This window comes from Almyronema sp. (assembly GCF_052168255.1).
Taxonomy (GTDB): Bacteria; Cyanobacteriota; Cyanobacteriia; order Phormidesmidales; family Phormidesmidaceae; genus Sphaerothrix; species Sphaerothrix epifaneia.
Genome location: NZ_JBQLZL010000079.1, coordinates 55,062 through 79,837 on the forward strand (window position 1 = coordinate 55,062; position 24,776 = coordinate 79,837).

At 48.2% G+C, this 24,776-nt stretch carries 23 protein-coding genes and 1 riboswitch; of the genes, 5 read left to right on the forward strand and 18 right to left on the reverse strand.

Features of this window, described 5'->3' with window-relative positions:
- Window positions 1-4 precede the first annotated feature (4 nt).
- Both prfB and ACTS3T_RS18005 read right to left on the reverse strand, forming a co-directional pair.
- A protein-coding gene (prfB, locus tag ACTS3T_RS18000; protein ID WP_377966323.1) for a peptide chain release factor 2 occupies window positions 5-1,136 on the reverse strand; the annotation gives its coding sequence in 2 pieces (ribosomal slippage) (window positions 5-1,060 and window positions 1,062-1,136; 1,131 coding nt in all).
- 153 nt (window positions 1,137-1,289) lie between these two features.
- Complete coding sequence (locus tag ACTS3T_RS18005) at window positions 1,290-2,015, reverse strand: Bax inhibitor-1/YccA family protein (RefSeq protein WP_377966325.1); 726 nt, start codon at window positions 2,013-2,015, stop codon at window positions 1,290-1,292.
- A gap of 364 nt (window positions 2,016-2,379) precedes the next feature.
- Between ACTS3T_RS18005 and ACTS3T_RS18010 the strand changes: the two genes are divergently transcribed.
- Window positions 2,380-3,165, forward strand: coding sequence for an RNA polymerase sigma factor SigF (locus tag ACTS3T_RS18010; RefSeq protein WP_377966327.1), 786 nt, complete (start codon window positions 2,380-2,382; stop codon window positions 3,163-3,165).
- Between the two features lie 201 nt (window positions 3,166-3,366).
- Window positions 3,367-4,947, forward strand: a complete 1,581-nt coding sequence (locus tag ACTS3T_RS18015) for a peptide ligase PGM1-related protein (RefSeq protein WP_377966329.1) — start codon at window positions 3,367-3,369, stop codon at window positions 4,945-4,947.
- A gap of 40 nt (window positions 4,948-4,987) precedes the next feature.
- Here ACTS3T_RS18015 and smpB read toward each other — a convergent pair whose 3' ends face one another.
- Window positions 4,988-5,458 (reverse strand): SsrA-binding protein SmpB, encoded by a 471-nt coding sequence (smpB, locus tag ACTS3T_RS18020; protein WP_377966331.1) that lies wholly within the window; start codon window positions 5,456-5,458, stop codon window positions 4,988-4,990.
- Between the two features lie 15 nt (window positions 5,459-5,473).
- The gene (locus tag ACTS3T_RS18025; protein ID WP_377966333.1) at window positions 5,474-5,740 is read right to left on the reverse strand and encodes a YciI family protein; all 267 of its coding nucleotides are present in this window, start codon (window positions 5,738-5,740) and stop codon (window positions 5,474-5,476) included.
- An 82-nt stretch (window positions 5,741-5,822) separates the two neighbouring features.
- Between ACTS3T_RS18025 and ACTS3T_RS18030 the strand changes: the two genes are divergently transcribed.
- A complete protein-coding gene (locus ACTS3T_RS18030; RefSeq protein WP_377966335.1) occupies window positions 5,823-6,386 on the forward strand; it encodes a 2'-5' RNA ligase family protein in 564 nt (187 codons plus the stop codon).
- 78 nt (window positions 6,387-6,464) lie between these two features.
- On the opposite strand, the gene gifA is transcribed toward ACTS3T_RS18030, so the two are convergent.
- The 8 genes from gifA to ACTS3T_RS18070 form a co-directional block, all read right to left on the reverse strand.
- Window positions 6,465-6,905: a glutamine synthetase inactivation factor IF7A gene (gifA, locus tag ACTS3T_RS18035; RefSeq protein WP_377966337.1), complete on the reverse strand. Its 441-nt coding sequence runs from the start codon at window positions 6,903-6,905 to the stop codon at window positions 6,465-6,467.
- Between the two features lie 45 nt (window positions 6,906-6,950).
- Window positions 6,951-7,032: riboswitch (Glutamine riboswitch) on the reverse strand.
- Window positions 7,033-7,203: 171 nt separating this feature from the next.
- On the reverse strand, window positions 7,204-8,334 hold the full coding sequence (locus ACTS3T_RS18040; protein ID WP_377966339.1) for a baeRF7 domain-containing protein: 1,131 nt from the start codon (window positions 8,332-8,334) through the stop codon (window positions 7,204-7,206).
- A gap of 126 nt (window positions 8,335-8,460) precedes the next feature.
- A complete protein-coding gene (locus ACTS3T_RS18045) occupies window positions 8,461-9,984 on the reverse strand; it encodes a GMC oxidoreductase (protein ID WP_377966341.1) in 1,524 nt (507 codons plus the stop codon).
- A gap of 65 nt (window positions 9,985-10,049) precedes the next feature.
- Window positions 10,050-11,630 carry an FAD-dependent oxidoreductase gene (locus tag ACTS3T_RS18050; protein ID WP_462935307.1) on the reverse strand — a complete coding sequence of 527 codons (1,581 nt, stop codon included), beginning with the start codon at window positions 11,628-11,630 and terminating at the stop codon, window positions 10,050-10,052.
- Between the two features lie 503 nt (window positions 11,631-12,133).
- Window positions 12,134-13,513 carry an aldehyde dehydrogenase gene (locus ACTS3T_RS18055; RefSeq protein WP_377966345.1) on the reverse strand — a complete coding sequence of 460 codons (1,380 nt, stop codon included), beginning with the start codon at window positions 13,511-13,513 and terminating at the stop codon, window positions 12,134-12,136.
- Window positions 13,514-13,692: 179 nt separating this feature from the next.
- Window positions 13,693-14,958 carry a methionine adenosyltransferase gene (gene metK / locus ACTS3T_RS18060; RefSeq protein WP_377966347.1) on the reverse strand — a complete coding sequence of 422 codons (1,266 nt, stop codon included), beginning with the start codon at window positions 14,956-14,958 and terminating at the stop codon, window positions 13,693-13,695.
- Window positions 14,959-15,103: 145 nt separating this feature from the next.
- A complete protein-coding gene (locus tag ACTS3T_RS18065) occupies window positions 15,104-15,847 on the reverse strand; it encodes an HAD family hydrolase (protein WP_377966349.1) in 744 nt (247 codons plus the stop codon).
- A 261-nt stretch (window positions 15,848-16,108) separates the two neighbouring features.
- Window positions 16,109-17,083, reverse strand: coding sequence for a 30S ribosomal protein S1 (locus tag ACTS3T_RS18070; protein WP_377966351.1), 975 nt, complete (start codon window positions 17,081-17,083; stop codon window positions 16,109-16,111).
- A gap of 293 nt (window positions 17,084-17,376) precedes the next feature.
- Between ACTS3T_RS18070 and ACTS3T_RS18075 the strand changes: the two genes are divergently transcribed.
- Window positions 17,377-17,772: a VOC family protein gene (locus tag ACTS3T_RS18075; protein ID WP_377966353.1), complete on the forward strand. Its 396-nt coding sequence runs from the start codon at window positions 17,377-17,379 to the stop codon at window positions 17,770-17,772.
- Between the two features lie 62 nt (window positions 17,773-17,834).
- On the opposite strand, the gene ACTS3T_RS18080 is transcribed toward ACTS3T_RS18075, so the two are convergent.
- The 6 genes from ACTS3T_RS18080 to petB form a co-directional block, all read right to left on the reverse strand.
- The gene (locus ACTS3T_RS18080; RefSeq protein WP_377966355.1) at window positions 17,835-18,668 is read right to left on the reverse strand and encodes a tetratricopeptide repeat protein; all 834 of its coding nucleotides are present in this window, start codon (window positions 18,666-18,668) and stop codon (window positions 17,835-17,837) included.
- Window positions 18,669-18,750: 82 nt separating this feature from the next.
- A complete protein-coding gene (locus ACTS3T_RS18085; protein ID WP_377966357.1) occupies window positions 18,751-19,143 on the reverse strand; it encodes a hypothetical protein in 393 nt (130 codons plus the stop codon).
- 136 nt (window positions 19,144-19,279) lie between these two features.
- Window positions 19,280-20,416 (reverse strand): glycosyltransferase family 4 protein, encoded by a 1,137-nt coding sequence (locus ACTS3T_RS18090; protein ID WP_377966359.1) that lies wholly within the window; start codon window positions 20,414-20,416, stop codon window positions 19,280-19,282.
- A 33-nt stretch (window positions 20,417-20,449) separates the two neighbouring features.
- Window positions 20,450-21,448: a GDP-mannose 4,6-dehydratase gene (locus tag ACTS3T_RS18095; RefSeq protein WP_377966361.1), complete on the reverse strand. Its 999-nt coding sequence runs from the start codon at window positions 21,446-21,448 to the stop codon at window positions 20,450-20,452.
- Between the two features lie 266 nt (window positions 21,449-21,714).
- A complete protein-coding gene (petD, locus tag ACTS3T_RS18100; protein ID WP_377966363.1) occupies window positions 21,715-22,197 on the reverse strand; it encodes a cytochrome b6-f complex subunit IV in 483 nt (160 codons plus the stop codon).
- A 109-nt stretch (window positions 22,198-22,306) separates the two neighbouring features.
- Window positions 22,307-22,975, reverse strand: a complete 669-nt coding sequence (gene petB, locus ACTS3T_RS18105) for a cytochrome b6 (RefSeq protein ID WP_377966365.1) — start codon at window positions 22,973-22,975, stop codon at window positions 22,307-22,309.
- A gap of 565 nt (window positions 22,976-23,540) precedes the next feature.
- On the opposite strand from petB, the gene ctpA reads away from it, so the two are divergent.
- Window positions 23,541-24,776: a carboxyl-terminal processing protease CtpA gene (gene ctpA / locus ACTS3T_RS18110; protein ID WP_377966367.1), complete on the forward strand. Its 1,236-nt coding sequence runs from the start codon at window positions 23,541-23,543 to the stop codon at window positions 24,774-24,776.

Below are 24,776 nucleotides of genomic sequence, written 5' to 3' on the forward strand. Positions count from 1 at the left end.
AACGCTAAGCTTCAGGCGCAGTGCTTTCGACTAGCTGATTATCCTGACGGAGACTAGCCTGAATAAAGTCATCCAGTTCGCCAGCCATCACATCATCAACAGCGGTGGTTTCAACTCCCGTACGCAGGTCTTTCACCATTTGGTACGGATGAAACACGTAGTTGCGAATTTGATTGCCCCAAGCAGCTTCTACAATATCGCCACGAATATCAGCGATCGCCTTGGCTCGTTGCTCTTGAGCAATAATAAGCAGCTTAGCCTTTAGCAAAGCCATTGCCTTTTCTCGATTTTGTAGCTGCGATCGCTCTTGCGTACAGCGTACCGATATTCCAGTGGGTAAATGCGTAATGCGTACGGCAGTTTCAACTTTGTTGACGTTTTGTCCCCCGGCACCGCCAGAACGAGAAGTTTTAATCTCTAGATCTTTTTCAGGAATTTCAACTTCAAGATCATCTTCTAAAATGGGCATTACTTCCACACCAGCAAAGCTGGTTTGGCGCTTACCGTTGGCATTAAATGGCGAAATTCTTACTAATCGATGAGTACCTTTCTCGCCCTTAAGATAGCCATAAGCATAGCGGCCAGACAACTCTAGTGTGGCTGACTTCAGCCCCGCTTCATCCCCTTCAGAAATTTCAACCAGGCTGACTTTATAACCGTGCTGTTCTCCCCAACGGGTATACATGCGTAATAACATTTCTGCCCAGTCTTGGGCATCTGTACCCCCGGCACCAGCATTAATGGTTAAAACAGCACCGCTTTTATCATAAGGCTCTGACAAAAGCTGCTGTAGCTCCCACTGGTCAAGCGCACGGGTAAGCTGCACAATATTTTCCTGAGCTTCAGCCAAGAGCGCTGCATCGCTATCTTGCTCTAGCAATTCTAAAATTGCTTGTGTGTCTGCAAGGCTGGTTTGCCACTGTTCTAACTGCTCTAGATGAAACTTGCAGTCATTTAGCGCTTGTAAAATCTGCTGAGCCCGACTTTGATCGTCCCATAGCTCAGGCTGAGCAGCGGCTTGTTCTAAATCCCGAATTTTAGCTTTTAGCGCAGGCAGGTCAAAGATACTCCTGAGTTTTACTCAGGCGCTCATTTAACAAATCAACGTCTTTTTTAATCTCTAAGGTTTCGAGCATAGGGTTTGCACAACTCAATCAACAACAATCAGGCGGTAGGCTAGCAACCTAAGTATCAGGAAGCCTTTTACTTTAGCAGGCTTGCCCACCTACCCCCTTAAACGCTTGAAAAACTACTTGCCATCTCGAAAGAGGCAGGTATGTTCAGCGTGCTTAGTCCCGGTTGATAGCAATCAACAAACGCAAAATAAAGATAAACAAGTTGATGTAGGTTAGATACATCGACAGGGCAGCAGGTAAGTACTGCTCGTCTTTGTAGGTGCGCGGCAGAATGTAGAAATCAACCACCGCAGCCCCCACAAACAACAGTACGCCAACAGCGGAAATGGCAATTTCTAAAAACTGAGGCGTTTGGCCACCGAATACCGCGAAGATGAGCTGCCCCACTAGCACCACGATCAGGGCAATCATCCCTAAGCCAATCGTTTTGGTGAGGGCTATACCATCTTCATCAGACAGGTTTGAGCCAATTTGGCGAGCCGCAATAAAGGTGACACCGCAGCCTAAAGCAGCCATGCCAATACCCGACATGCCAACCCCAGAGGTACTCAGAGCCACATAAACCAAACCACTCAGGGTATAGCCAGAAAGCAGGCTATAGGTCGCCAGTAACGGCAAAGCTGTGGTGTTGTTTCCTTTCTCGGCTACGTTACGCGCCACAAAAAACAAAACCAGTTCTGCCACCAGCGCGACCCAAAACGTAGGCATAAAAAGCCCAGGATTGGTTGCTAGCACCTGAATGCCCCCGAAAGTACCTAGGGCAGTCAAGATGAGTCCACCCCCTACATAGGGCAATGCTTTGGCAATAACGTTAGGCCCAACGAGCGACCGACCGTTGGCTTGCCGAAAGGCTTCGCGTAAATTGCTGGTATTACTCATAAGCTTTCCTCAAGTTGACGCAGTGACTTTGTAAAGCAGTTTATTAGTCTTGTCTTTTGATTCTATCCAAAACCAACCGCTTCAATCAGACGCCAATACCGAATTGACGGTAATGGAACGCTCTGCTACTGCTTTTAACGCGTCCCTAAACCGCAACTCTGTAGAAATCAGTAAACCCAAAACAGGAAAACGCACTACACAGCCTTTAGCAAGTTTCCGGAAAAACTGGGTTCAGTATTTCCACGGATTCATCAGCAATAGGGGGTTGACAGTCCCGTAAAACAACGATGGTTCTGACAGCGCTGTCTATCGACAATAGAACCAACAAACGATGAACCCGCTCGATATAAGGTACTTCGCAGACATGGCTAGTCAGACCTCATCTCTTCGCTCCCGTGGTATGGAACTGCTGGTGGCTTACAAGCAAAATCCTTCTGTGCGCGTGCGCAACAAGCTTGTGCAGCTCAATGCAGGTTTAGTTCGTAAGATTGCCCATCGGGTGAGTCATCAGTGTTCAGAGCCTTACGAAGACCTAGAGCAAATTGGTTATCTGGGTTTGATTCGGGCTATCGAGCGTTTTGACCCTACCCAAGGTTGTGCTTTTAGCTCTTTTGCGGTTCCTTATATTCGCGGTGAGATGCTGCACTTTTTACGCGATCGCGGTACTGCTGTTAAGATTCCCCGCCGCTGGCAAGATCTACAAAAAGAGAGCCAAAAAAAGCAGGCTGAACTCATTCGTTTGCTAGGGCGTCAACCCAACGACCAGGAAATGGCAGAAGCCCTTTCTATTGCAGTGGAAGAATGGCGCGAGGTCAAATTGGCTAACAAAAACCGTTTGCCCCTGAGCCTAGATGCTACAGTTTGCCAGCAAATGGACTCTGCCATCACGCTGGGCGACACCTTACCCGACGCTCACTATCAGCTTCTGCAGACGTTAGAAGAGGACCGCCAACAGCTTCAACGAGCTTTGAATCAGTTAGAAGATAAAACCCGCTCTGCCATCGAATTTGTTTTCTTCAAAGGACTATCGCGCAAAGAAGTCGCAGAGCAAATTGGCGTTAGCCCCATGACAGTCACGCGTCGCATCCAGCGCGGCATTGAGCAAATGGTGGCCTACTTGCAACCTCAATTAGCGCAAAGCGATTCTTGAACTCATCCGTAGCAAATTTTTGCTAGCAAGTCTCCTCCCAACCGATGAATCCAGTAGACAGAGAGCCTAAAATCAGGCTCTCTTTTTTGTTTTTTTGCTAACTTCATTGGCTGATGAAGCCAGACGAGAATACGGTCTGCCCAGATCTGATAGGCTGGTTGATTAGGGTTCTCACTGACCAGGGCAAACGCGGGAGCGGAAATGAGCCAGAATAATTTTCCATCTGAGCCAGCCAGTTCAACTGACTTTCAAAAGCTACAGCAAAAATTGCGCGATCGCTGGCTGTCTACAGACTACTTTGATCCACAGCCTCGAGAAATTCTTGTTATTCCTTCTCTAAGCCTAGACCAACAAGAGTTACAAAAAATTGAAGGGGTTCATCACTACGAAGAACGACTTCTCTTTGCGCTCATTCGCTTGCGTAATCCGCGTACGCGTCTGATTTATGTTACCTCACAGCCCCTGCACCCCAGCGTTATCGATTACTATCTCGAACTGCTTCCTGGTATCCCTAGCTCTCATGCCCGCAATCGTCTCAAGCTGTTTGCCACCTACGATGCTTCCCAAAAGCCCCTGACGCAAAAAATTTTAGAGCGCCCCCGCTTAGTAGAGCGCATTCGCCAGACCTTAAACATCGAAAACGCCTACATGACTTGCTATAACTCCACCGAACTGGAGAAAAAGCTGTCATTAGAGTTGGAAATTCCTTTACTAGCCGTTGATCCGGATTTGCTGTACTGGGGTACTAAAAGCGGTAGCCGCCAAATCTTTGCCGGCTGCGGTTTACCTCATCCGGACGGTAGCCAACTTGTCCACAATCGCCACGATTTGGCAGAAGTCAGCGCTGAATTATGGGAGCGACAGCCTGATCTCAAGCGGATGGTCATTAAGCTCAATGAAGGATTTTCCGGAGAGGGCAATGCTTTATTGACGCTTGCCCCGTTAGCGGCGGTGGCACCTGGAAAAGCCAGCCACCAAGAGCGAACAGAGCGCTTCTACGAACATCTGTCAAAGTTGCGGTTTCAGTGTATGACGGAGCGTTGGGAAAATTTTGAACAAAAAATTCACGCTTTAGGGGCGATCGCAGAAGCTTTTGTCGAAGGGGACGAAAAGCGATCGCCAAGCGTTCAAGGCCGAGTAACCCCATTCGGTGACGTAGAAATGCTTTCAACTCACGACCAGGTTTTAGGCGGGCCGGATGGGCAAGTATTTTTAGGCTGCTCTTTTCCCGCTGATGCTGCCTATCGGCTAAAAATGCAGGAAATGGGACGTCGCGTCGGAGAGCAACTAGCAGCCAAGGGTGCCATAGAACGCTTCGGAGTAGACTTCATTGCGGTACGACAGGGAGCCTCTGACAACTGGGATTTACAGGCCATAGAAATTAATTTGCGTAAAGGGGGAACGACCCATCCCTTTATGGCTCTCAAGTTACTAACCGATGGCAAGTACGACCCAGGTGATGGCCTTTTCTACACACCTCAAGGACAAGTCAAATACTATCAAGCGTCTGACAACCTGCAAAAAGAAGCCTACCGGGGTCTTCTACCCAGCGACTTGATGGATATTATTGTGGCTAAGCGCTTGCACTTTAATTCCATTGCCGGAACAGGAGCCGCTTTCCATCTAATGGGTTGTTTGTCGGAGTATGGCAAGCTGGGCATGACTGCAATTGGCAATTCACTCAGCCAAGCTGAAGAAATTTACCAAAAAGTGACTCAAGCCCTCGATGAAGCCTGTGGAGAACGCGATCCGGTAGAAAGCTTCGACCCAGAGCCTGGGTAATGGAGCGCAGGCAGTCAAACATATAGCAAGGCAAAAGCATTTAAGAACGTTTGAGCGCTCGCTCAATCTCTCGCTTCTCCTGCTTTCGCTTGAGGCTCTCGCGTTTGTCATGCAACTTCTTACCCCGAGCAAGCCCAATCAGCACTTTTACCCGCCCTTCTTTCAAATACATTTTTAGCGGCACTAAGGTCAGTCCCTTTTGCTCTGTTTGGCCAATTAGCTTACGAATTTCTTGCTTATGCAACAGAAGCTTGCGATTGCGTCTAGGGTCATGATTATAGGTTTGGTTGGTCATTGAATGAGGCGAGATGTGAACATTGAGCAACCAAGCCTCTTCATTACGAATCAAGCCGTAACCATCGCGTAAGTTGACCTTGCCTTCTCGAATCGACTTAACTTCAGTTCCTACAAGCTCAATACCAGCCTCGTAGGTTTCCAAAATTTCGTAAAGATAGCGAGCTTGTCGGTTGTCACTAACGACTTTGTAGCCGCCACTAGTATCTTTTGCCATGCCTGCTCCTTATGCTTACTCGACAACAACGCACCATTGATGCAGCTCATACTCCACACAACCATTGGTAATCAGCGGATCTTGCTGCACTATCTGGTTCGCTTGCTCTAAGGAGTCAGCCTGAAATAAAAGCATGCCACCCCCTCGCTCTAACCAGTACCCTGTTCGAGCTTCGTGGCCTTGATTAATCAGCTTACGGACATACTCAATATGGGCAGGCACATGTCGATCGAAAGTGGCTTTATCAACGATGCCTTTTTCTATTTTGACAAACCAAGCCATGAGCAGACTGACCTTATCTGACTAAGGAAGTAGACTAAATGTGGAGCTGGTGACTCAGTCTACCAAGCCCATTGTATGACGTATGAAAAACAACCCAAAGTCAGCACGCTTTTTTGTTGCCTTGCTGCCTACCCAGGAAATCTGCGATTATGCCAATGAGGTTAAACAGTACTTCAGCGATCGCTATGATAGTCGGGCAGCTCAAAAATCACCGCCCCATGTGACGTTACAGCCTCCCTTTGACTGGCAGCTGTCAGAAATCAGCCACTTGCAGAGCGTTTTGACCCAGTTTGCTCGTCAGCAATCCTCATTTAATGTTGAGCTAACTGGTTTTGGGGCTTTTCCACCCCGTGTTATCTACATCAATGTGCAGCGAACCCCTGCTCTTATGGCTTTGCAAGCTAACCTGTCAGACTACTTAGAGCAGCGGCTAGCGCTCGTCAATGAGCGGCTCAAAAGCCGTCCTTTCAATCCCCATCTAACCATTGCTTTTCGGGATTTGAAGCCTACAGCTTTTCAGCAGGCGTGGTCAGAATTTGAACACAAATCTGTGAGTTTTGCGTTTGAGGCTCAACAGGTGACGCTGCTAATTCATGACAACCAAGGCTGGAAAGTCCATAGCCAATTTCAGCTTAGCCAAACATAAAACAACGGTAGAGAAGGCATAACCCTCTCTACCGCCCAACACTCTAGCCAATTAGCTTGTTAGAGATGGTGGCTCAGCTTAGCTCATGGTTGCATGGCTACGCTCATAAGTCGCCCAAAAACTGGGGTGGACTTTGCCTTGAATGTGGTTCCAGTAGCGAGAAGCCGTCTCAGGTAGACCAACTTCTGCCGCTAAACGACCTAACATTGCCTGTTGCCGACGCTTAACAACGCCATGACGATTCATCATTGCTAACCGAGCTTTGTCTGCGATCGCAGGAGTAGCCACTGCTACAGGCTGAGTTGCTGCCGCTGCGGCTGCAGGTTGCTCAGACGCTTTACCAGTTTGATAAGCTACGCCCCGGTAGATCAAGTCCAAAGTAGGTTGATGAACTGCGTTCTTGGCTGGGTTGCGGAACCGAATATCAACCCCCCGATATTTGCCTGACTCAGGCGTATCTTGAGCCTTAACAACAGGTGGATTGTAGTCGTAAGTTGCGCCGCGATAAGTTAATTTCATGGTGTCGCCTCCATATCAGCGTATGTTCTCACTGTGTCAATGAGAGGCGCGTTCCTTCAGGGCTTTTCCCTTACTTCCGTCTCTCGATCGCTGGTTTAAAGCCCTTAGCGAACAAGAGATGAACGATTTCTCTTTTCTTTCTGTATCATATGTTACGGTTTTGGGTTTTGTCAAGCTAAATTTGTTCGGTTTTCCTACCTTGAACCCATTGATTAGCCTCCAATGCCAAAAAGTGGATGGAGGCCAGATCAACCAGCAGATTCAATCAGTTGCTTCTGTAGAAAGCCGTCGAAAAGAACTATGAATTAACCGTTGCCGTTTGACCAACGTGGGTAGGATAGCGTAGGACAGCCGCTAGTGCCCCATCAACAGGCATTTTGTCGGCGTCAATTAGGTAAACTTCTCCGCCTTGCAAAAAGGTGCAGACAGCGGCTAAATCCAACAGATCGGTGGCTTCAGGGATTTGATCGTCTACTAAAGTAACCGTATTGGTATTAGCTTCAAAAGCCCCCCATTGTTGATGTCCAATTTGCACGAAGAGGGCACCGACCTGACCATAATAAGCGGCGGGAATCACTTCTTGAAGCTGGGTGACAGCTTGCCCAGTTCCAGCAAGTTCGCCAAAGGCAGCCAGTGCTTTTGCTTCAGCTTGGTGGAAATGGGGCTGGACTATCTGCCATGCCTGATGATGGAGAGCTTGCGCGGCAATAGAGTCAGGGTTGCCTTCAAGGCCAGTCTCTAAAATGTGGGGATAGTCGCTAATCTCCCGATACATAGACTGTATGCGTTCAACGCCAGCCAAAACTACGGGTGCTTGAGCTTCATAGAAAAAATCTTGTAGGCCATTGTTTACCTGCTGCAAATAGCGGCGAACATTTTTCTTGTCATCTGTTGTACCCACACCCTGGCCGTGATAAACAGGGGCGCTGCCGCTAGCACGGGTGCTATGAAACTGCAGTTGCTTTTCAGGATCGTCGTATTGTAGGGCTTCTGCCAAGCTGTCAGGGACTTCGTTTAACATGACCTCAGCCATTTCATGCTGAGTCGCTTGAAATAGCCGCAACTGGTTTTCACTGAGCGACAGAATAAAAAAGGTACCGTCATTCACAAATAAGGGCATGAGCGGTTTGAGATAGAAGCGATCGCCAATGACGGTTTGCTCCTCAAACGCAATCGGCAAACGATAATAGCGGAAAAAATTAGGAGCCACAAACAGCGCTAGTCCCTGGCTTTGGTTTTGCCAAAAACGGCTGGTTTCATTCATTTCAAAAGCATAAGACTGCACTGGTTCAAGCAGGGCTTGAACATCAGCATCTCGCATGCCCAACTGCTCAAGCTTTTCTGCCGCTTGCCGGAGTTGGTTTTTGAGCCTGATAGGATCTTGACGAATTTCCTGACTAGCTACGTGGGTAGGTATGTAAATAGACACTGAGGGTGACTCAGCCCTTTCGAGCATCGATTTCAGGTCAAATTTGGTAAGTAAACTCATAACGTTTAGCGTTTTGACAACAAAGCTATTTCCGGGCGAACCAACAGAGCGATCGCCAGAGAAGGCTCAGCCCTTGAGCTGAGATTTGAAATGATCAGCAACCCGCAATGCGTTCGCCACAAGGGTTAGGGTCGGGTTCATCGCTCCCATTGACGGGAAAAAACTGGCATCGACCACATAAAGATTATCGAGATCGTGAGCGCGGCAATTCAGATCCAAAACACTGTTAGAAGGGTCTTCGCCTAAGACACAAGTGCCAATCTGGTGCCAGACGACTGCTGACTTCATGGTTTTTCGCCAGAACAGAAAAAAGCCAAGGTCGCGAAGGTGGTCTTCAAGCAGGTGAATTAGATCAGCATGAGGCTGAGTATTGTTGGGCTGGTGATGAACCGTGATTTTTCCTTGGCGATCGACGGTTACCTGATTTTCAAGCCGTGGCAAATCTTCAGTAGTGACCCACCAGTCTACAGAATGAGCGGACAAATACCGTAGCGTAGCTTCGGGCATTTCCACCGGAGCCATGTGCTGTAGTCTTTGCCACTTAGCCTTACCCGTCAACTGAATTTGGCCCAGTGGATAGTCTTGCGTTGGGCCTTTGAAGTAATAATCGTGAATGCCCAAGGTTTTTTGAAAAACAGTGGGATTGGGTTCATCGGCAACGGCAATGAGCGCCGAATGGTTGTGAAACATCAGATTGCGACCGACCAACCCAGAGGAGTTGGCAAGTCCATTGGGATGTTTGTCATTGCCAGATTGCAACAACAATTTGGCAGAATTGATTGCGCCACAAGAGACCACCACAATTTCTGCACTAAAAGTTTGCAGTTGTCCGTTTAACTGGACTTCCACTTGTTCAATGCGTTTACCAGAAGCATCGGTGTCGAGGCGAGTGACCAAAGCATGGGTGAGGAGTTGCACATTTTCGTATTGCCGCGCCGGATCAACGCAGGCGATTTGAGCGTCACACTTAGCATCAACCAGACAGGGATAGGGGTCGCATGTATCACAGCGGATACAAGGGCGTTTTTCAGGATGGGCTTCGTCTCGATTGAGGGCTAAAGTCAAGTGCACCGGATGCAAGCCGCGATCGCTGAGCTGATCGGCTATTTGCTGAATTCGCGGTTCGTGGGCCAAGGGGCCGTAGGGATAATCAGCCGACATAGGCGGTTCGGTTGGATCTTCGCCGCGCTGACCATGAATTTTGAATAGACTTTCAGCCTGCGTGTAGTAGGGTTCAAAGTCTGCGTAGCTTAATGGCCATGCTGGAGAAATCCCGTCGTAGTGTTGCAAAGCGCCAAAGTCTTCTTGCCGCATTCGCTGTAAGGCAGCTCCGTAGACTTTGGTGTTTCCCCCGACAAAGTAGTGAACTTCAGGACTAAAAGGCGTGCCATCAGGCTGGTACCACTGCTCATCGGTTCGGTAACGCTGTTCTAGAAAAACAGCATCTGGATCCCAATTACTCTTTTCGCGCGGTAAGTACCCCCCTCGCTCTAAAAGCAGGATGCGTTTGCCTGTCGGTGCCAATGCATAGGCGAGCGTACCACCACCTGCCCCCGCCCCAATAATTAAAATGTCGTAATGATTATGCATGATATGCATGAAAAAGTTTTGATCGCGCAAACGACACAGGTTACAAGCTCTCAAAGACCAACGTTTTACGGGGAAAATTGCCCCACCCAGTCATACTCACCTTGGCGCAGCGTCTCCACAGACGGCATCTTTTGCAATCTCATTAGCTCACTAATAGCGGCAATTTCGCGATCGCGGTTGATGCCTGCTACAGCGCGGACTTTTTCGTCCTCGACATAAAACGCTAAGAACTCAGGTTTGTCTAAGTCGCCGTGATAAAGAACTTCATCCCAACCTTCGGCGTGACCTACATAGCGTAGCTTGAGGTCAAATTGTCCAGTCCAGAAGAAGGGGACGCTAGCAAAAGGAACTTGTTTGCCTAGCATGTTTTTGGCAGCGATACGACCTTGCTGCTGGGCTAAACGCCAGTGTTCAATACGGGTCAACTGCCCCGTGTTGCTACTGGGAAACCGGGCGATATCACCAGCTGCGTAAAGTCCGTCTGTCGCTTGCAGATGAGCGTCAACTGGCACACTGCGATCGCTCTGATGCAAGTCGACGCCCGTTAGCATGTCCGTCGCTAACTCAATGCCGACACCAATAATGACCAAGTCAGCAGATAAACGTTCGCCATTATCCAAAATTACCGCTTCAACTGCGCGATCGCCCTCAATCCGCTCAATTTTGTGGCCCAACTTAAACGTGACGCCTTTTTCAGCATGAACGTGCTGAAACAACTGTCCCACAGGTTTACCCAGCACTGCCTCAAAGGGGGTTTCACTACGGGAGACAACGGTCACTTTCAGTCCTTGCTGAGTCAGACTTGCGGCTACTTCCATGCCAATAAAGCTAGAACCCAACACAACTGCTGTTTGCGCCTGCTGGGCGGCTGCTAGCAAAGCACTGGCCTCACCCGCCTGATGCAGGGTAAAAACATTTTTTAGTTCGGCTCCCGGTAAGTTCAGCTTTCTCGCCTTTCCGCCCGTAGCAACCAAAAGGGCATCGTAGCTAAGACTTTGGCCGTCGCTAAAGGTCAGCGTTTTAGCTTGAGCATCCACCTGGGTAACTGAGCGATCGCTCCACAACTCAATATTATGTTGTTTGTAAAACGCTTCAGTTCTCAATGGTGGCGGTGCCGAAGATGAGTCGCTCTGCAAATACTTTTTGCTTAATGTTGTGCGATCGTAAGGCAGCTTTGCTTCAGCCGTAATCAGCACCACGCGGCCTTTAAACCCTTCTTGCCGAAGGGTTTCAGCCGCAATATTACCCGCAGCGCCTGCCCCTAAAATCACAAAAACACGCTGATCGGCTTCAGGTTTGTAAGCAGCCATAGCGGGCGTTTGCTGTTGCGCAACAGATTCAGGCAAATCGACCCACACCATGCCAGCTTCTATAGAAGTTTCAAAACAGGGCAGATCGTCCAAAGCAGGAGGTTCTAAATATTCGCCTGTCGTCGCCTTGAAGCAAGCATTATGCCAAGGACAGACTACGCGATCGCCGCTTAAAACCCCTTGATCTAAGGGAGCGCCCAAGTGAGTACAATGAGCAGCGATCGCGTAGACAGCATCTCCTTTTCGCGTCAGCAAAAGAGGCGTATCTTGTACCTCAATCCGCTGCATTGTCTCTGCAGATAGCTGATCCAGTTCACAAACTTTGTACTTTGGCATGCTGACAGTTAAGGGCGTGAGTGCAAGTAAAAGCGTTAAAAAGGCAGATTAATATTTGCCCTAAAAAATTTACGAACCACTTTTAGCAAGTTGCTCAGGTGTAGAACACAAGAACCGTCAAAAGCTAAAATAGGGGCTACGCTTGATAAAAAAGAATGCGAATGAGCGCTGAGCTATGACCTGATCAACTCTCTGTTGCCAAAAAACAGTAGGCACAACGAGTTGGTCAGATGACATATCCGCCCAATCGAACATCAATAAAAACTAGTTAGTCAAAAGTATTTCAACAGCGTGAAATACGTATCTTAAAGATTAAATAATTTTAGAGAAGCCTGATTCCCTCTTAAGTTATAGTTGTCGGTTTGACTTTTGCCCTCACCCACAGAGACAACTCCGACCTGACGGCAACCAAACTATCCAAAACTCAAATAGCGCAATCAGAACAAACTGCCCAAAACATTAGTTTTTGCTGGCTAATGCAATTGCTGCTGTTTTCTTAGCCCTTAGCCAATCAGCTTCTTAACCCATTCAAGTTTGCCCGCATAAGGTGGGTAGCGGATGGGTAAGTCTAGCCAAAACGGTTTCCGGAAAACGCTCTTGTAGTGGCTAAAAGTATCGAAACTGGCCTTGCCATGATAAGCGCCCAGTCCACTTTGGCCAACACCGCCAAACGGCAACCCCGAAACCGCGAAGTGAGTAATGGTTTCGTTGAAGCAAAGACCACCCGAAGACGTTTCTTGCTGTAGTCGTTGGCGATCGCGGCTGTTCTTGCTAAAAAAATAAAGCGCTAGGGGTTTGGGTCGGCTATTGACAAAGGCGATCGCTTCATCCAGCGTTTCATAGGCCAGCACTGGCAAAATGGGGCCAAAAATTTCTGCCTGCATAGCCGGATGATCAGAGCTAACCTGAGCAATCACCGTCGGTGCAATATAGCGAGTAGCTGCCTCGTACTGGCCACCAATAGCCACATGTCCAGTAATCAGTCGTTGCAATCGCTGAAACTGTTTGTCATCTACAATGCGGCCAAAGTCCTGACTGGTTTTAGGATCTTCACCGTAAAACGCCTTTAGAGCCACCTCAAAAGCTGCTATCAAATCAGCTTCGATCGTTCGATTGACTAAAACATAATCTGGCGCAACACACGTTTGGCCAGCATTCATGAACTTACCCCAAATAATTCGCTTTGCCGTGACTTCAAGGTCAATGTCAGCGTCTACTATGCAAGGGCTTTTGCCGCCTAGCTCTAGAGTAACAGGGGTTAAATGCTGAGCTGCCGCCGCCATAACGACTTTGCCGACGCGAGCACTACCTGTAAAAAAGATATGGTCAAAAGGCTGAGTCAAAAGTGACTGGCTAGTTTCGATGCCACCCTCAACAGCAGCAATGTACTTAGCATCGAACGTTTGATCAACTAACTCAGCGATCGCAGCAGAAGTCTTCGGCGCAATTTCAGAAGGCTTGATGATGGCACAGTTGCCAGCCGCGATCGCTCCAATCAGAGGTATCAAAGCGAGCTGAAACGGATAGTTCCAAGCACTTATGATCAGAACAACACCGAGTGGTTCAGGATAGATCGCCGCTGATGCTGGCCAAAAAGGCACAGGAACCCCCACCGATCGAGGCTTCATCCAGCGTTTGAGTCGCCGCAACATGTAGGCAATTTCTCCGGTTGCACTTAACTCACTGGTGTAGGCTTCAAAAGCGGGTTTGCTTAAATCATCTGCTAGCGCCTTGAAGACAGTCGTCTGAGCAGCCCGAATCGCTTGCTCAAGACGCTGCAGTTGCTCAAACCGAAATTCCTGTGACCTGGTTTGACCTGAGGCAAAAAACTGTTGCTGTTTTGAAAGCAAATCAGCAATAGCAGTCGCTGTTAGCTGAGTCATAGGCCGAAAAAATGAAAGCAGAACACAACCCGCTCATAATAACCAGCGCTAACCCGCTATTTCCTCCAAGGACTGCTAACAAGACAGCCTAGATTTTCCCTAGACGCCACACTGACAAAGTCTGTTCGTATCATCTATGGGGTCTTGGTTTTTCCGGTCGCTTTTGCTTGGCTCAGCAGCTAGACACCTGAGCCAGCCAAGCTTTCAGAAAGCGCTTGCTTGAGTAAAGCCGCTTTATCTGTTTTTTCCCAAGGCAAATCTAGGTCGGTACGACCTAGATGACCGTAAACCGCTACCTCTTGATAAAAGCGTCCCCCTCGTTGAGCAGGTAAATTTTGCAAATCAAAAGCTTGAATAATGCCTGCAGGCCGTAATTCAAAGTGAGATTGAATCAGTTCCAACAACTTTTCTTCAGAAACTTTTCCGGTGCCAAAAGTTTCTACAAAAATGCTCACAGGGCGAGCCACACCAATGGCATAGCTTAGCTGAACTTCACACTTTTCTGCTAACCCAGCGGCGACGATGTTTTTAGCTACATAGCGGCAGGCATAAGCAGCGCTGCGATCAACTTTTGTGGGGTCTTTACCTGAAAAAGCTCCGCCACCATGACGCGAATAGCCACCGTAGGTATCTACAATAATTTTTCGCCCTGTTAATCCAGAATCCCCCTGCGGCCCACCGATTACAAACTTACCCGTTGGGTTCACCAAAAAGCGGGTCGAGTTATCCGGCTTAACGTCAATATCTTCAAAAACAGGCATCACGACATAAGACCACAGATCCTTTTTGATCCGCTGTTGAATAGCCGCTTCGTCGGTAATGTCGTCAATAGTAGCGGTATGCTGAGTTGAAATTAAAACGGTATCAATGCCGACTGGCTTGCCATCTTCATACACAACCGTTACCTGAGTCTTCCCATCCGGACGTAGATAAGGCAAATCGCCCATTTTACGGACAGCAGCCAACCGTCGCGAAATACGATGGGCTAGGCTAATGGGCAGCGGCATTAGCTCAGGCGTTTCGTCACAGGCAAAGCCAAACATAATCCCCTGATCTCCCGCCCCAATCGCGTCTAAAGCTTCGTCGCTGGATTGTTCGCGAGTTTCATGAGCTTGATCAACCCCTTGGGCAATATCTTTAGATTGCTCATCTAATGCCACCATGACCGAGCAGCTATCTGCCGAAAATCCATTGTTGGTCGGGTCGGTATAGCCAATTTCGACAATTTTTTGGCGAACTAGATTTGCATAGTTGACCTGAGCATTGGATGAAATTTCACCCGTAATTAGTACTAGGCCCGTGTTGACAACCACCTCTGCAGCCACACGACTGTTGGAGTCTTGGGTTAATAACGCATCCAAAATCGCGTCAGAGATCTGATCACAAATCTTGTCAGGGTGTCCTTCAGTGACTGACTCGGAGGTGAATAAGTAACGACGAGACAAGGGCGTATCCTCTCTTTACAGGGGTTGATTAGTCGATAATCGACCTACTTATCAGGTTAGATGGGTTTTCTAGCTTAACATCAGACATCAGTCAGTATATTCGCAAACTGTTTCAACGCATAGTTTATTGGTCGTAGACTTGCTGTTAAGCGCTGACTTGAAGTTGCTCTGGCTGATCAATCAGGCTGTCAGCTCCGGTTAAGCGCACAGGCTGACTCCATCCCCACCGGACGCCCACAAACCCTGCCGCTTTTGCCTGACGAGCCATTTGCAGATCGCTGGTGGCATCGCCAATAGACAGCGCGTGTTGCGGACGTACCCCAAGCTGATGACAAGCAACTTGAAAAAAGCGGGGGTCAGGCTTTTTACAGTCAGGGCGATCGCTGCCTAACGTTAACTGGAAAACCTCACTAAACTGGTAGCGAGCGACAAAAGCTTGAATGTTAGCAGTTGTATCCGCAGAAAGAATACCCAACTTTAAGCCCGCACTTGCTAATCGTTCGAGACAATTACTGATTCCTGCAAAAGGTGGGGTGTAGTCAGCCTTTGAAAGCAGATAACTGTCTGCTTCTACAAAGGCCGACCGGGCTACTTCTAGCGACTCAATCCAGTCTTTTCCGGTTTCAGCGATGTATGCCGCTGCCGCAGTTTCGTTTTCCTGTCGATTGCCCACAGCCATCAATCCAGCCGGATTCAGGCGATCGCCGTCCACACCAAAAGCCAGCAGCAACGGTTCTTGCACACCCGGAACTTGAGCATCAATCAAGCGCGATCGCTTTTGAGCTAAACTTCGCAAAAATTCTTCCGAATTTGCTAAGGTACCGTCTTTGTCAAATAGAACGGCCTCAATGTTATGAAACTGGTGACCTGAACACTCAACTGTAACCACAATAATTTTTTGGTTTCTTAAAATCGGTGATGACTGGTCGTTCCCTTTTGTCGCTAAAGGTAGAAGGCTGAGAGCAGACGGCAAGCTTCTCTGTCGAGGGCTTGCAGCTATTTAAGGTCTCAATATTTATAGCTCTTGTAGCTACAGCTATAGCAACGCTGAGATCAGCGATCGCCACTTACAAAACCACTTACAAAAATCTAGGAGGAAAAACTAACTTCCCTCCCAGATTCAGCTCAAAATCTAATTCAATTGCACAAACTAGTCAGTTGCTAAGACAGCTTCCTCTTCGTAGGCGACTTCGTCGCTAGACTCTACCCCAGCTTCTTGCTGAGCTTGCTGCTGCCTCATCTGCTCCCGATACTTTTCAGCCATTTCTTCAGCGCGATCGTAAACCACGTCTGGGTTCTTAACCATATCGCCCGGTTCTGGCTCTAGCTGCTTCGTCGAAAGTGAAATTCGACCCCGCTCAGCATCTAGATCAATAATCATGACCTTGATTTCATCATTGACATTGAACACACTGTGGGGCGTGTCAATGTGGTCATGGGAAATTTCAGAAATGTGGAGCAAGCCGCTGACACCGCCAATATCGATAAAGGCTCCATAAGGCTTTAAGCCTCGAACGGTTCCAATGACAACCTCACCAACCTCAAGGCGGTTCATCTTACGCTCTACCAAAGCCCGACGATGACTAAGCACCAGTCGATTGCGCTCTTCGTCTACTTCCAAAAATTTCAAAGGCAGTTCTTCACCGACTAAGTCTTCTTTGGGCTTACGGGTGCTAATGTGCGAACCCGGAATAAAGCCTCGCAGCCCTTCAATTCGAACTAGAGCACCTCCTCGGTTGGTCGCAAAGACATCGGAGCGAACAGTGGCATCTTCAGTCTGAAGCTGGCGCACCCGATCCCACGCTCGCATGTATTCGATGCGACGGATGGAAAGAGTTAGCTGACCATCTTCATTTTCGTCGGTGAGAATGAAAAATTCCCGCGTTTCATTCGCCTTTAAAACTTCTTCAGCATCATCTACCCGGTTGATAGACATTTCCTGAATGGGAATAAATGCTGCCGTTTTCGCACCAATGTCAATCAGAGCACCTCTCGGCTCGATGCTGAAGACGGTTCCCGGCACAATATCGCCAGGGCTGAAGTGGTAATCGTACTGGTCTAACAGTGCCGCAAAGTCTTCGTGTGTAAAGCCGATCTCAATATCTTTCGTTTCCTGATTGACCATGCTAATTTTTTCCTACTGTTCTCTCCGTGACTGAGGTCTCCTTCCGATGCATTTACCTTTCGATAAATGCGCAGCCTATACCTAACACAAATCCTAGCCTAGGAATTAAGAGTTGTGCTGAGGCGTTTACGTTCCCACAAGATTTTTCATTATAGCTGAATTCTTGGATGAGTCTTCGCAGGTTTGAAGAATTTACTGTTTTTTGGAAAAATCTGTCAGACGATAGCTTCAAAATGGGTTAAAGCTAAGCAAAATCAAAGGGTTGCTTAGCTTTGGGTTACCTTATCACTCCCATGAATATCCAAACTGCTTATACTCGCCTCTTGGTTCGGGATCTTGAAGCTTGCTTTCAATTCTATCGAGACGTTATGGGGTTTGAGGTTGTGATGGATGATGTGCGCGATGGCTATGCTGAATTTCAAGTCGCTAATATGCGTTTAGCGCTATTTCGGCGCGAAGAGATGGCAGAAATCATTCACACTTCTGAAAAGCCGCCTGAAGTCGAAAGCCAAGACCGGGTTGTTTTAGTTTTCACGGTACCTGATTTGGATGAGGTCTGCGATAAGCTCAAGCACAACGGTATTGTCTTTGCTTCACAGCCGATGAAAAATGCCAATTTCAACTTAAAGATTGCTTATATCCGCGACCCTGGTGGCAACTTAATTGGTCTATTTCAAAGCTTGGCCTAGCTTTTGTGCTGCCTTGCCTGGGGTTTACGCTTGGGTATGATAGCTCAGCAATAACAATGAAGCTAGCTTAACTTTAAGAACTTCTCAAGAGCCATAACCATAGCGGGGGGCCAGCGTCGCGTTTGAGCTACCCAAGCTAAGTCACTGTAGCGTTTATCTAAGCCGACAGCGGCTACCCAATGACTTTCCGCTTCTCCTCGCTGACCTGTGACCCACAAAATAGCTGTCAACGCGGCTCTAGCATCAGCCAACTGCGGATATTTGCGAACCAGACTCCGAAGTTGATGTAGGGCTTCTGAGGAGTTGCCTGTTTGGTAGAGAGCAAGAGCATAGTTAGCTCGCGCAAATGCAAACTGCGGCGCTAGTTCAGTAGCGGTTTGATAATCAGCGATCGCTTTATCCCATTGACCCAAACCCGCTTCAGCATTAGCCCGGTTGTTGTAAGCAGCCGCATCATTGGCATCAAGGCTCAAGAGGGTGTTGTAATCGGCGATCGCTTTGCTCCATTCGCCCAAGCCTTCATAAGCGGCTCCTCTATTGAGATAAGGATCAGACGAATGAGGAGCCAGTTCAATGGCTCGATCAAAGTCAGCGATCGCGGCTTCTAATTGGTTTTGGCTAACCTTGATATTGCCTCGGTTACTCCAAATTGCCGCATTTTCAGGCAAGAACGCTAATAGCTGAGTCCAGTACAGTTCGGCGGCGACAAAATCACCCGACTCGGTTGCTTCAAAGGCTTGCTGCCGCAGTTGGGTAATTGTGTCTATCTGCTCAGCCGAAAGTTGATCCAGGTGAGGTGAGGGGTAAGCTTCAGCTAAAGCTGGCGTTGATTGAACTGACGTTAGTTGCACCAGCAGCAACATTAAACCCAGCGTAATTGCAACCCAAAAGCGCATAACAGCGATCGCCCAACGTTTATCTTCAGCTTAGCGTTAATTATTTAGCCAGTAGAGGGTAAAACAGCCAAACACAAATCGCTTAATCTTGTTCAGCCGGAGGCAGTTCAACCGCCTCAACATTGACTTCGACCGCCTCAATATCAATCGTGCCTTCTGAAGTCGCTCGCTTGAATGTATCATTTTCTGCTTTAAGCTGCGTACCACAATTGAGGCAGGTCGCTTGCATGCCATTGATACCTGAAACTTCAGCCTGACAAACTGGGCACTGGGCTGAAACAAGATTACGACGTAGCCACCAGCGAAATCCCAAAAAGGCAACGACAGGAGCCAGGATGAGCAAAACCATCAAGACAAGAAACGACTTGATCAACCATCCCAGCCCCAGCGCCCCTAGTAGCCAAACGAAGGCAAAAAGCGTTAGCCAACAGCCCAACCCGGAGAAATTTAGCTGTCTGAAGTCATTCTGATTCACGACGAGATCCTGACGAAAGGTAAGCTAGCGAACAAATTTGTTCAGTTTCTTCAGGATAAAACAGTCTACCAACTTCAAGACAGTCGTGAATTACCTACCTTCACACAGTCGCTTTTAGGCTAATGACCTACGATGGCTAAACTGCCAACAGCGTTTGCAATCGCTCAACTAGGGCTGTTTGGCTAAACTTAGCTAAGGTTTCTTGCCGCAACCAAGTACCATCACAGCGGCGATCGTTGCCTTTAAGGATTTCGATACAAGCCGTAGCTACTGCAGCTTCGTCCCGATGAGGTACTCGCCAGCCTAAACGACCATCCTGTAGTGGATCAGCCGATCCATCGCTGTCTCCGGACAAGGTAGGCACACCACAAGCCATAGCCTCTAGGTAAACAATGCCAAAGCCCTCCTGGGACGGCATAACATAAACGTCGGCTAGGCGATAGTGATCTACAAGCGCTTCGGTAGGCACAAATCCAGCAAATACAACCCGATCGGCAACCCCTAGCTCTGTCGCTAAACGGGCTAGACGGGGCTGATCGTCTCCACGACCAATAACCAAGTATTTTACAGTTGGAAACGCTTGGGCAATTTTGGGCAGTGCCCGTATCGTAATGTCCACCCCTTTATAAATATCACCAGACCACAAACGGGCAACCGTCATCAAGACACGATGGCCTGTAAGCTGATACTTTTCTAGCAGCTCAGATGATTTAGAGCCTGGCGTAAAAGTCTGACCATTAACTACGCAAGGCAGCATATCTACCCGCGTCGGATCTAGCTGATTGGCCTGACAAGCCATATCTCGGCTATAACGGCTAATCGTCCAAATACGATCTGCGGCTTGCAGGGCTTGCTGATCAGGGGGAGGGAGTGAAGACCAAACCTCTTTGCCATAGGTAAGCACTGTGTAGGGAATGTTGAGTCGCTGGCAGAGCCAACCCACCAAGGGAGCCAAACGGATATGGCCGCAAAACACACGTTGAGGCCGCTGCCACAACAGATAAAGCGCCAATGCTATCGCCAGTCGCACCCTACCAAGGACAGCAGGAAAAGTTTTCAGGTAGCGAAAGTCTAGCTTACTATGGCTAAAAGGGTTGGGGCAGTTTGGCCCATCTCGCAACAAAAAGACAGTTGCTGCAGGCATCTGGGGCAATGCCAGATAGGCGCTAAGAATATCTTGAATATAAGATTGAATGCCTCCCTCGCATTCAAAGATCTCTAGGAAGGCAAAGACATAGTGAGGACTCGATGGCGAAACTGAAGAGTTTGGCACTTGAATTATTAATCGTCGTAAATTGACAAGCAACTAAGCAAGTTTTTCAAACGGCTGTAAACTCAATGAACCAGTTTGCAAGCGATCTAAGTCAGCTTGAACCATTTTCTCTAATAAAGCTTCAAAACTCACTTGGGGTTGCCACCCTAACACTTGCTTCGCCTTGGTCGGGTTAGCCACTAACTGAAAGTGTTCATCTGCTCTCAGCAAAGCTGGATCGATCTCAACGTACTTTTGCCAATCCAGATCGACACTGGCAAAGGCCGTGGCAATCAAATCACGAACGGTATGCAGGTTTCCTGTACCAATGACATAGTCTTCGGGATGTTCTGACTGCAGCATTCGCCACATCGCTTCTACATAGTCGCCTGCGTAACCCCAATCGCGCTTGGCGTCTAGATTGCCCATTTTGAGGCGATCGCTCAAACCCAGCTTAATTGAAGCAGCCGCTAGCGCCACTTTGCGCGTGACAAATTGAGGCGGGCGACGCGGAGATTCATGGTTGTATAGAATGCCACTACAGGCAAAAAGACCATAGCGATCGCGATGATGTACCATCGTCCAGTGGGCATGAAGTTTCGCGGCACCGTAAGGATTTTTGGGTCGAAATGGCGTATTTTCTGACTGGGGCGCTTCCTGAACTTGGCCTAAAATTTCAGAACTGCTAGCCTGATAAAACCGGGTTTCTAGTCCTACCTCACGAATAGCCGTCAATAAACGGGTAGCTGTTCCTGTAATTAGATCCAGCGTTCCTAGGGGATCTCGCCAAGAGTCAGGCACAAAGCTAGGCGCGGCTAAGTTGTAAATTTCGTGAGGTTGTAGCTGTTGTACCGCTGTTTTTAGAGCTTCGCTGTTAGTTAACGCTACTGAATAGATTTCTACCTGATTAGCTAACTCATCTAGCTTAGCTACACTACCTTGACGCTCAGGTGGCACCAAGCCAACTACCCGATACCCTTTGCTGAGCAACAATTTGCTCAAATAGTAACCATCTTGGCCAGTAATTCCCGTGATGAGTGCAGTTCGAGTCATATTTTTGTAGTTAGGCAAGTGGAGTCGCGAAAGCAAGTTACGGCAATTGGGGGGGCAAGCAGGCAAGCGTCAGACAAGGGAGTGAGGGCAACCTTAGGCATTGCCTCAACCATCTTCAAGCAGTCTAGGGCGAGAAAATAACCAGAAAAAGAAAATTATTCACAAAAAACAACTGCCTGCTTAGAATTCCCAAGGGCTAAGCCCATTCATCAGGTGTCTAAGCAGACAGCAAATCCTCTTCAATTGTTCTCAGGCAAAACCTTACTTCAAAAAAGCCCTAAGGTTAAAGACTCATCAATGGGAAAGGTAGCGCCAATGCCTAGCCACAAGGTAACTGCAGTGCCAAAAAGGAAAACAGCCGTAGCAACCGGACGACGGAAAGGGTTCTGAAACTTATTGATATTTTCGATGAAAGGTACCAATATCAAACCCAACGGGATAGCGGTCATAGCAGCAATCCCCAGCAGCTTGTTAGGGAGAATCCGCAGAATTTGGAAGGTGGGATAGAGATACCACTCTGGCAAAATTTCAAGCGGAGTTGCAAAAGGATTTGCGGGTTCACCCACCATCGCAGGATCTAGTACAGCTAGCGCTACACAGCAGGCGATCGTCCCTAGAATCACGACAGGGAAAATATAGAGAAGATCGTTAGGCCAAGCAGGTTCACCATAATAGTTGTGACCCATACCCTTCTTCAGCTTCTCTCTAAGCTGAGGATCGCTAAGATCAGGCTTCTTAATCGTTGCCATATTCTTAAAGTCTTGTCTCCTTCACAGTTGAACAGATGAGAGCGGCTAAAGGCCAGTCCACTGCTCTTATCTAAACTATAGACTGGCCAAAATCCAACAGCTCTTGCACTTATAAAGGCCCTGAGATTCCTTGCTTACGAATCATCAAGAAGTGCAGCAGCATGAAGACTGCAATTAACCAAGGCAAAACAAACGTATGCAAGCTATAAAAACGAGTTAAGGTAGCCTGACCAACGCTGGCTCCTCCCCGCATTAGCTCAACGATTGAAGCGCCTACAACTGGAATTGCTCCAGGAACGCCCGAAACAATCTTTACAGCCCAGTATCCCACCTGATCCCAAGGCAGAGAGTATCCGGTCACACCAAATGTAACCGTGATAACCGCTAAGATCACGCCTGTAATCCAAGTTAGTTCACGCGGTTTTTTAAAACCACCCGTTAAGTAAACTCGGAAGACATGAAGAATCATCATCAGCACCATCATGCTGGCAGACCAGCGGTGAATGGAACGAATGAGCCAGCCGAAGTTGACCTCTGTCATTAAGTACTGAACTGAAGTAAAAGCCTCAGCTACAGTAGGCTTGTAATAAAAGGTCATGGCGAATCCAGTTGCGAACTGGATGATGAAGCAGGTAAGGGTAATACCGCCTAGGCAGTAAAAAATGTTGACGTGAGGCGGAACGTACTTGCTGGAAATATCATCAGCGATCGCTTGAATTTCCAGCCGCTCATTAAACCACTTATAAGCCGTTGAATCGGTGACTTGCTTAGTAAACATGAAGCGGGCGCGTATAGATATTTATGCCGTCAATAGCAAATGTAACATAGCACAAAGTAAACATGAGCCTAGGCAGACGGGCAATCCTAGCGAGAAGAGCGGCTTAATTTCCGTGGAAAAAGCTTAATTAAGCTAGGCTCAACGTTTACAGCGCTACAGCCTGTAACTGAGAAGAGCTAGATAAGCTAAGATTGAAGAATTAGATTATGTTTCAAAGCTTTACAAAAGCCTACCGTCTCTGCTGACATGGCGGCTGCGCAGCGTTAGACAATAAGTAAGGTCTAGCGGCTGGCTGAGGAACTTGAGAGAAAGCCCCTAGCGTAGCAGCTAAGGGGATCTGCCTATCTATAGTTCCAGGCACCAGCGACTGTTATAGAAAGGATTCACCTTTCTGCAGAAGCGCCAGAATAGCCAGCAGGGTATATACAGTAGTAAATTTCGCATCCTGCTTTAAGCTTTTTTCAGCTTCAGAGCCGTCGATGGTGGCAGCCTTGAATGGAACTTGAGCCGCTTACCGCGATTTCGCCTCAGCCAATTTGAAATCGCTGGTGTATTTGTTTTAGATATGAGAAATTCTTTTTTAAAATCTTTACTGGGTCTGCTGTTGGTGCTAGTGCTCTGGTTGGGGCTTCAGCCCTCAACAGCTTTGGCCGTTAGTAGCGAACAGCGCTTTGTCTCTGAAGTTTGGCGGATTGTTAGCCGGGCTTATTTAGATGAAACTTTCAATCACCAAAACTGGTGGCTAACCCGACAACGCTTTCTAAAGCAGCCAATGCCCGATCGAGCAGCCGCCTACCAGGCCGCTCAAGAGATGCTGGCTTCCTTAGAAGATCCTTATACTCGTTTGCTGCAGCCAGACCAGTATCGCAGCTTGCAAACCAGTACTTCAGGAGAGCTAACAGGCGTAGGGTTGCAAATTACGCGGGATGCTGAGCAAAAGTTCTTAAAAGTGATTGCGCCCATTGAAGGCTCACCTGCCGCTAAAGCGGACGTGCAGCCACGCGATCGCATTTTAGCCATCAACGGCATCTCTACCGATACGTTTACGCTGGATGAAGCCGCTAGCCAGATGCGAGGGCCAATCGGTAGTCAGGTTAATTTGCGTATTGGCCGAGAAGAGCGCGAATTTGACATTACCTTGGTGCGCGATCGCATTACCCTCAACCCAGTTTATGCAGATTTACGGATTCAACCCGACGGCAAACGTATTGGGTACCTTCGGCTGAGCCAATTCAACGCTAATGCTGCCGACGAAATTCGAGAAGCTATTCTTCTACTAGAAGAACAGAATGCCGCCGGGTACATCCTTGATTTAAGAAATAATCCGGGTGGCCTTTTGCAGGCAGGCATTGAAATTACTCGCCTCTGGCTTGATCAAGGCACCATCGTTTACACCGTCAACCGTCAGGGCATTTTAGACAGTATCACCGCTCATGGCCCCGCTTTAACCGATGATCCCCTAGTGGTTTTAGTCAATCAGGGAACAGCCAGTGCCAGCGAAATTTTGGCGGGTGCTCTCAAGGACAATGGCAGAGCCGTTTTAATCGGCGATGTCACGTTTGGTAAAGGTTTAATTCAGTCTCTTTTTGATTTATCCGATGGCTCAGGTCTAGCCGTGACGGTAGCTAAGTACGAAACACCCAACCACTCTGACATCAACAAACTGGGTATTCAGCCCAACTATAAGGTGCCCCTAGAACCGATTGCTAGAGAGCAAGTCGCGACTGCTGCAGATACTCAGTACCAGGCAGCGATCGATATTTTGTGTGCTTCAAATACTGTGCTAGCGGAGGCTCCATAA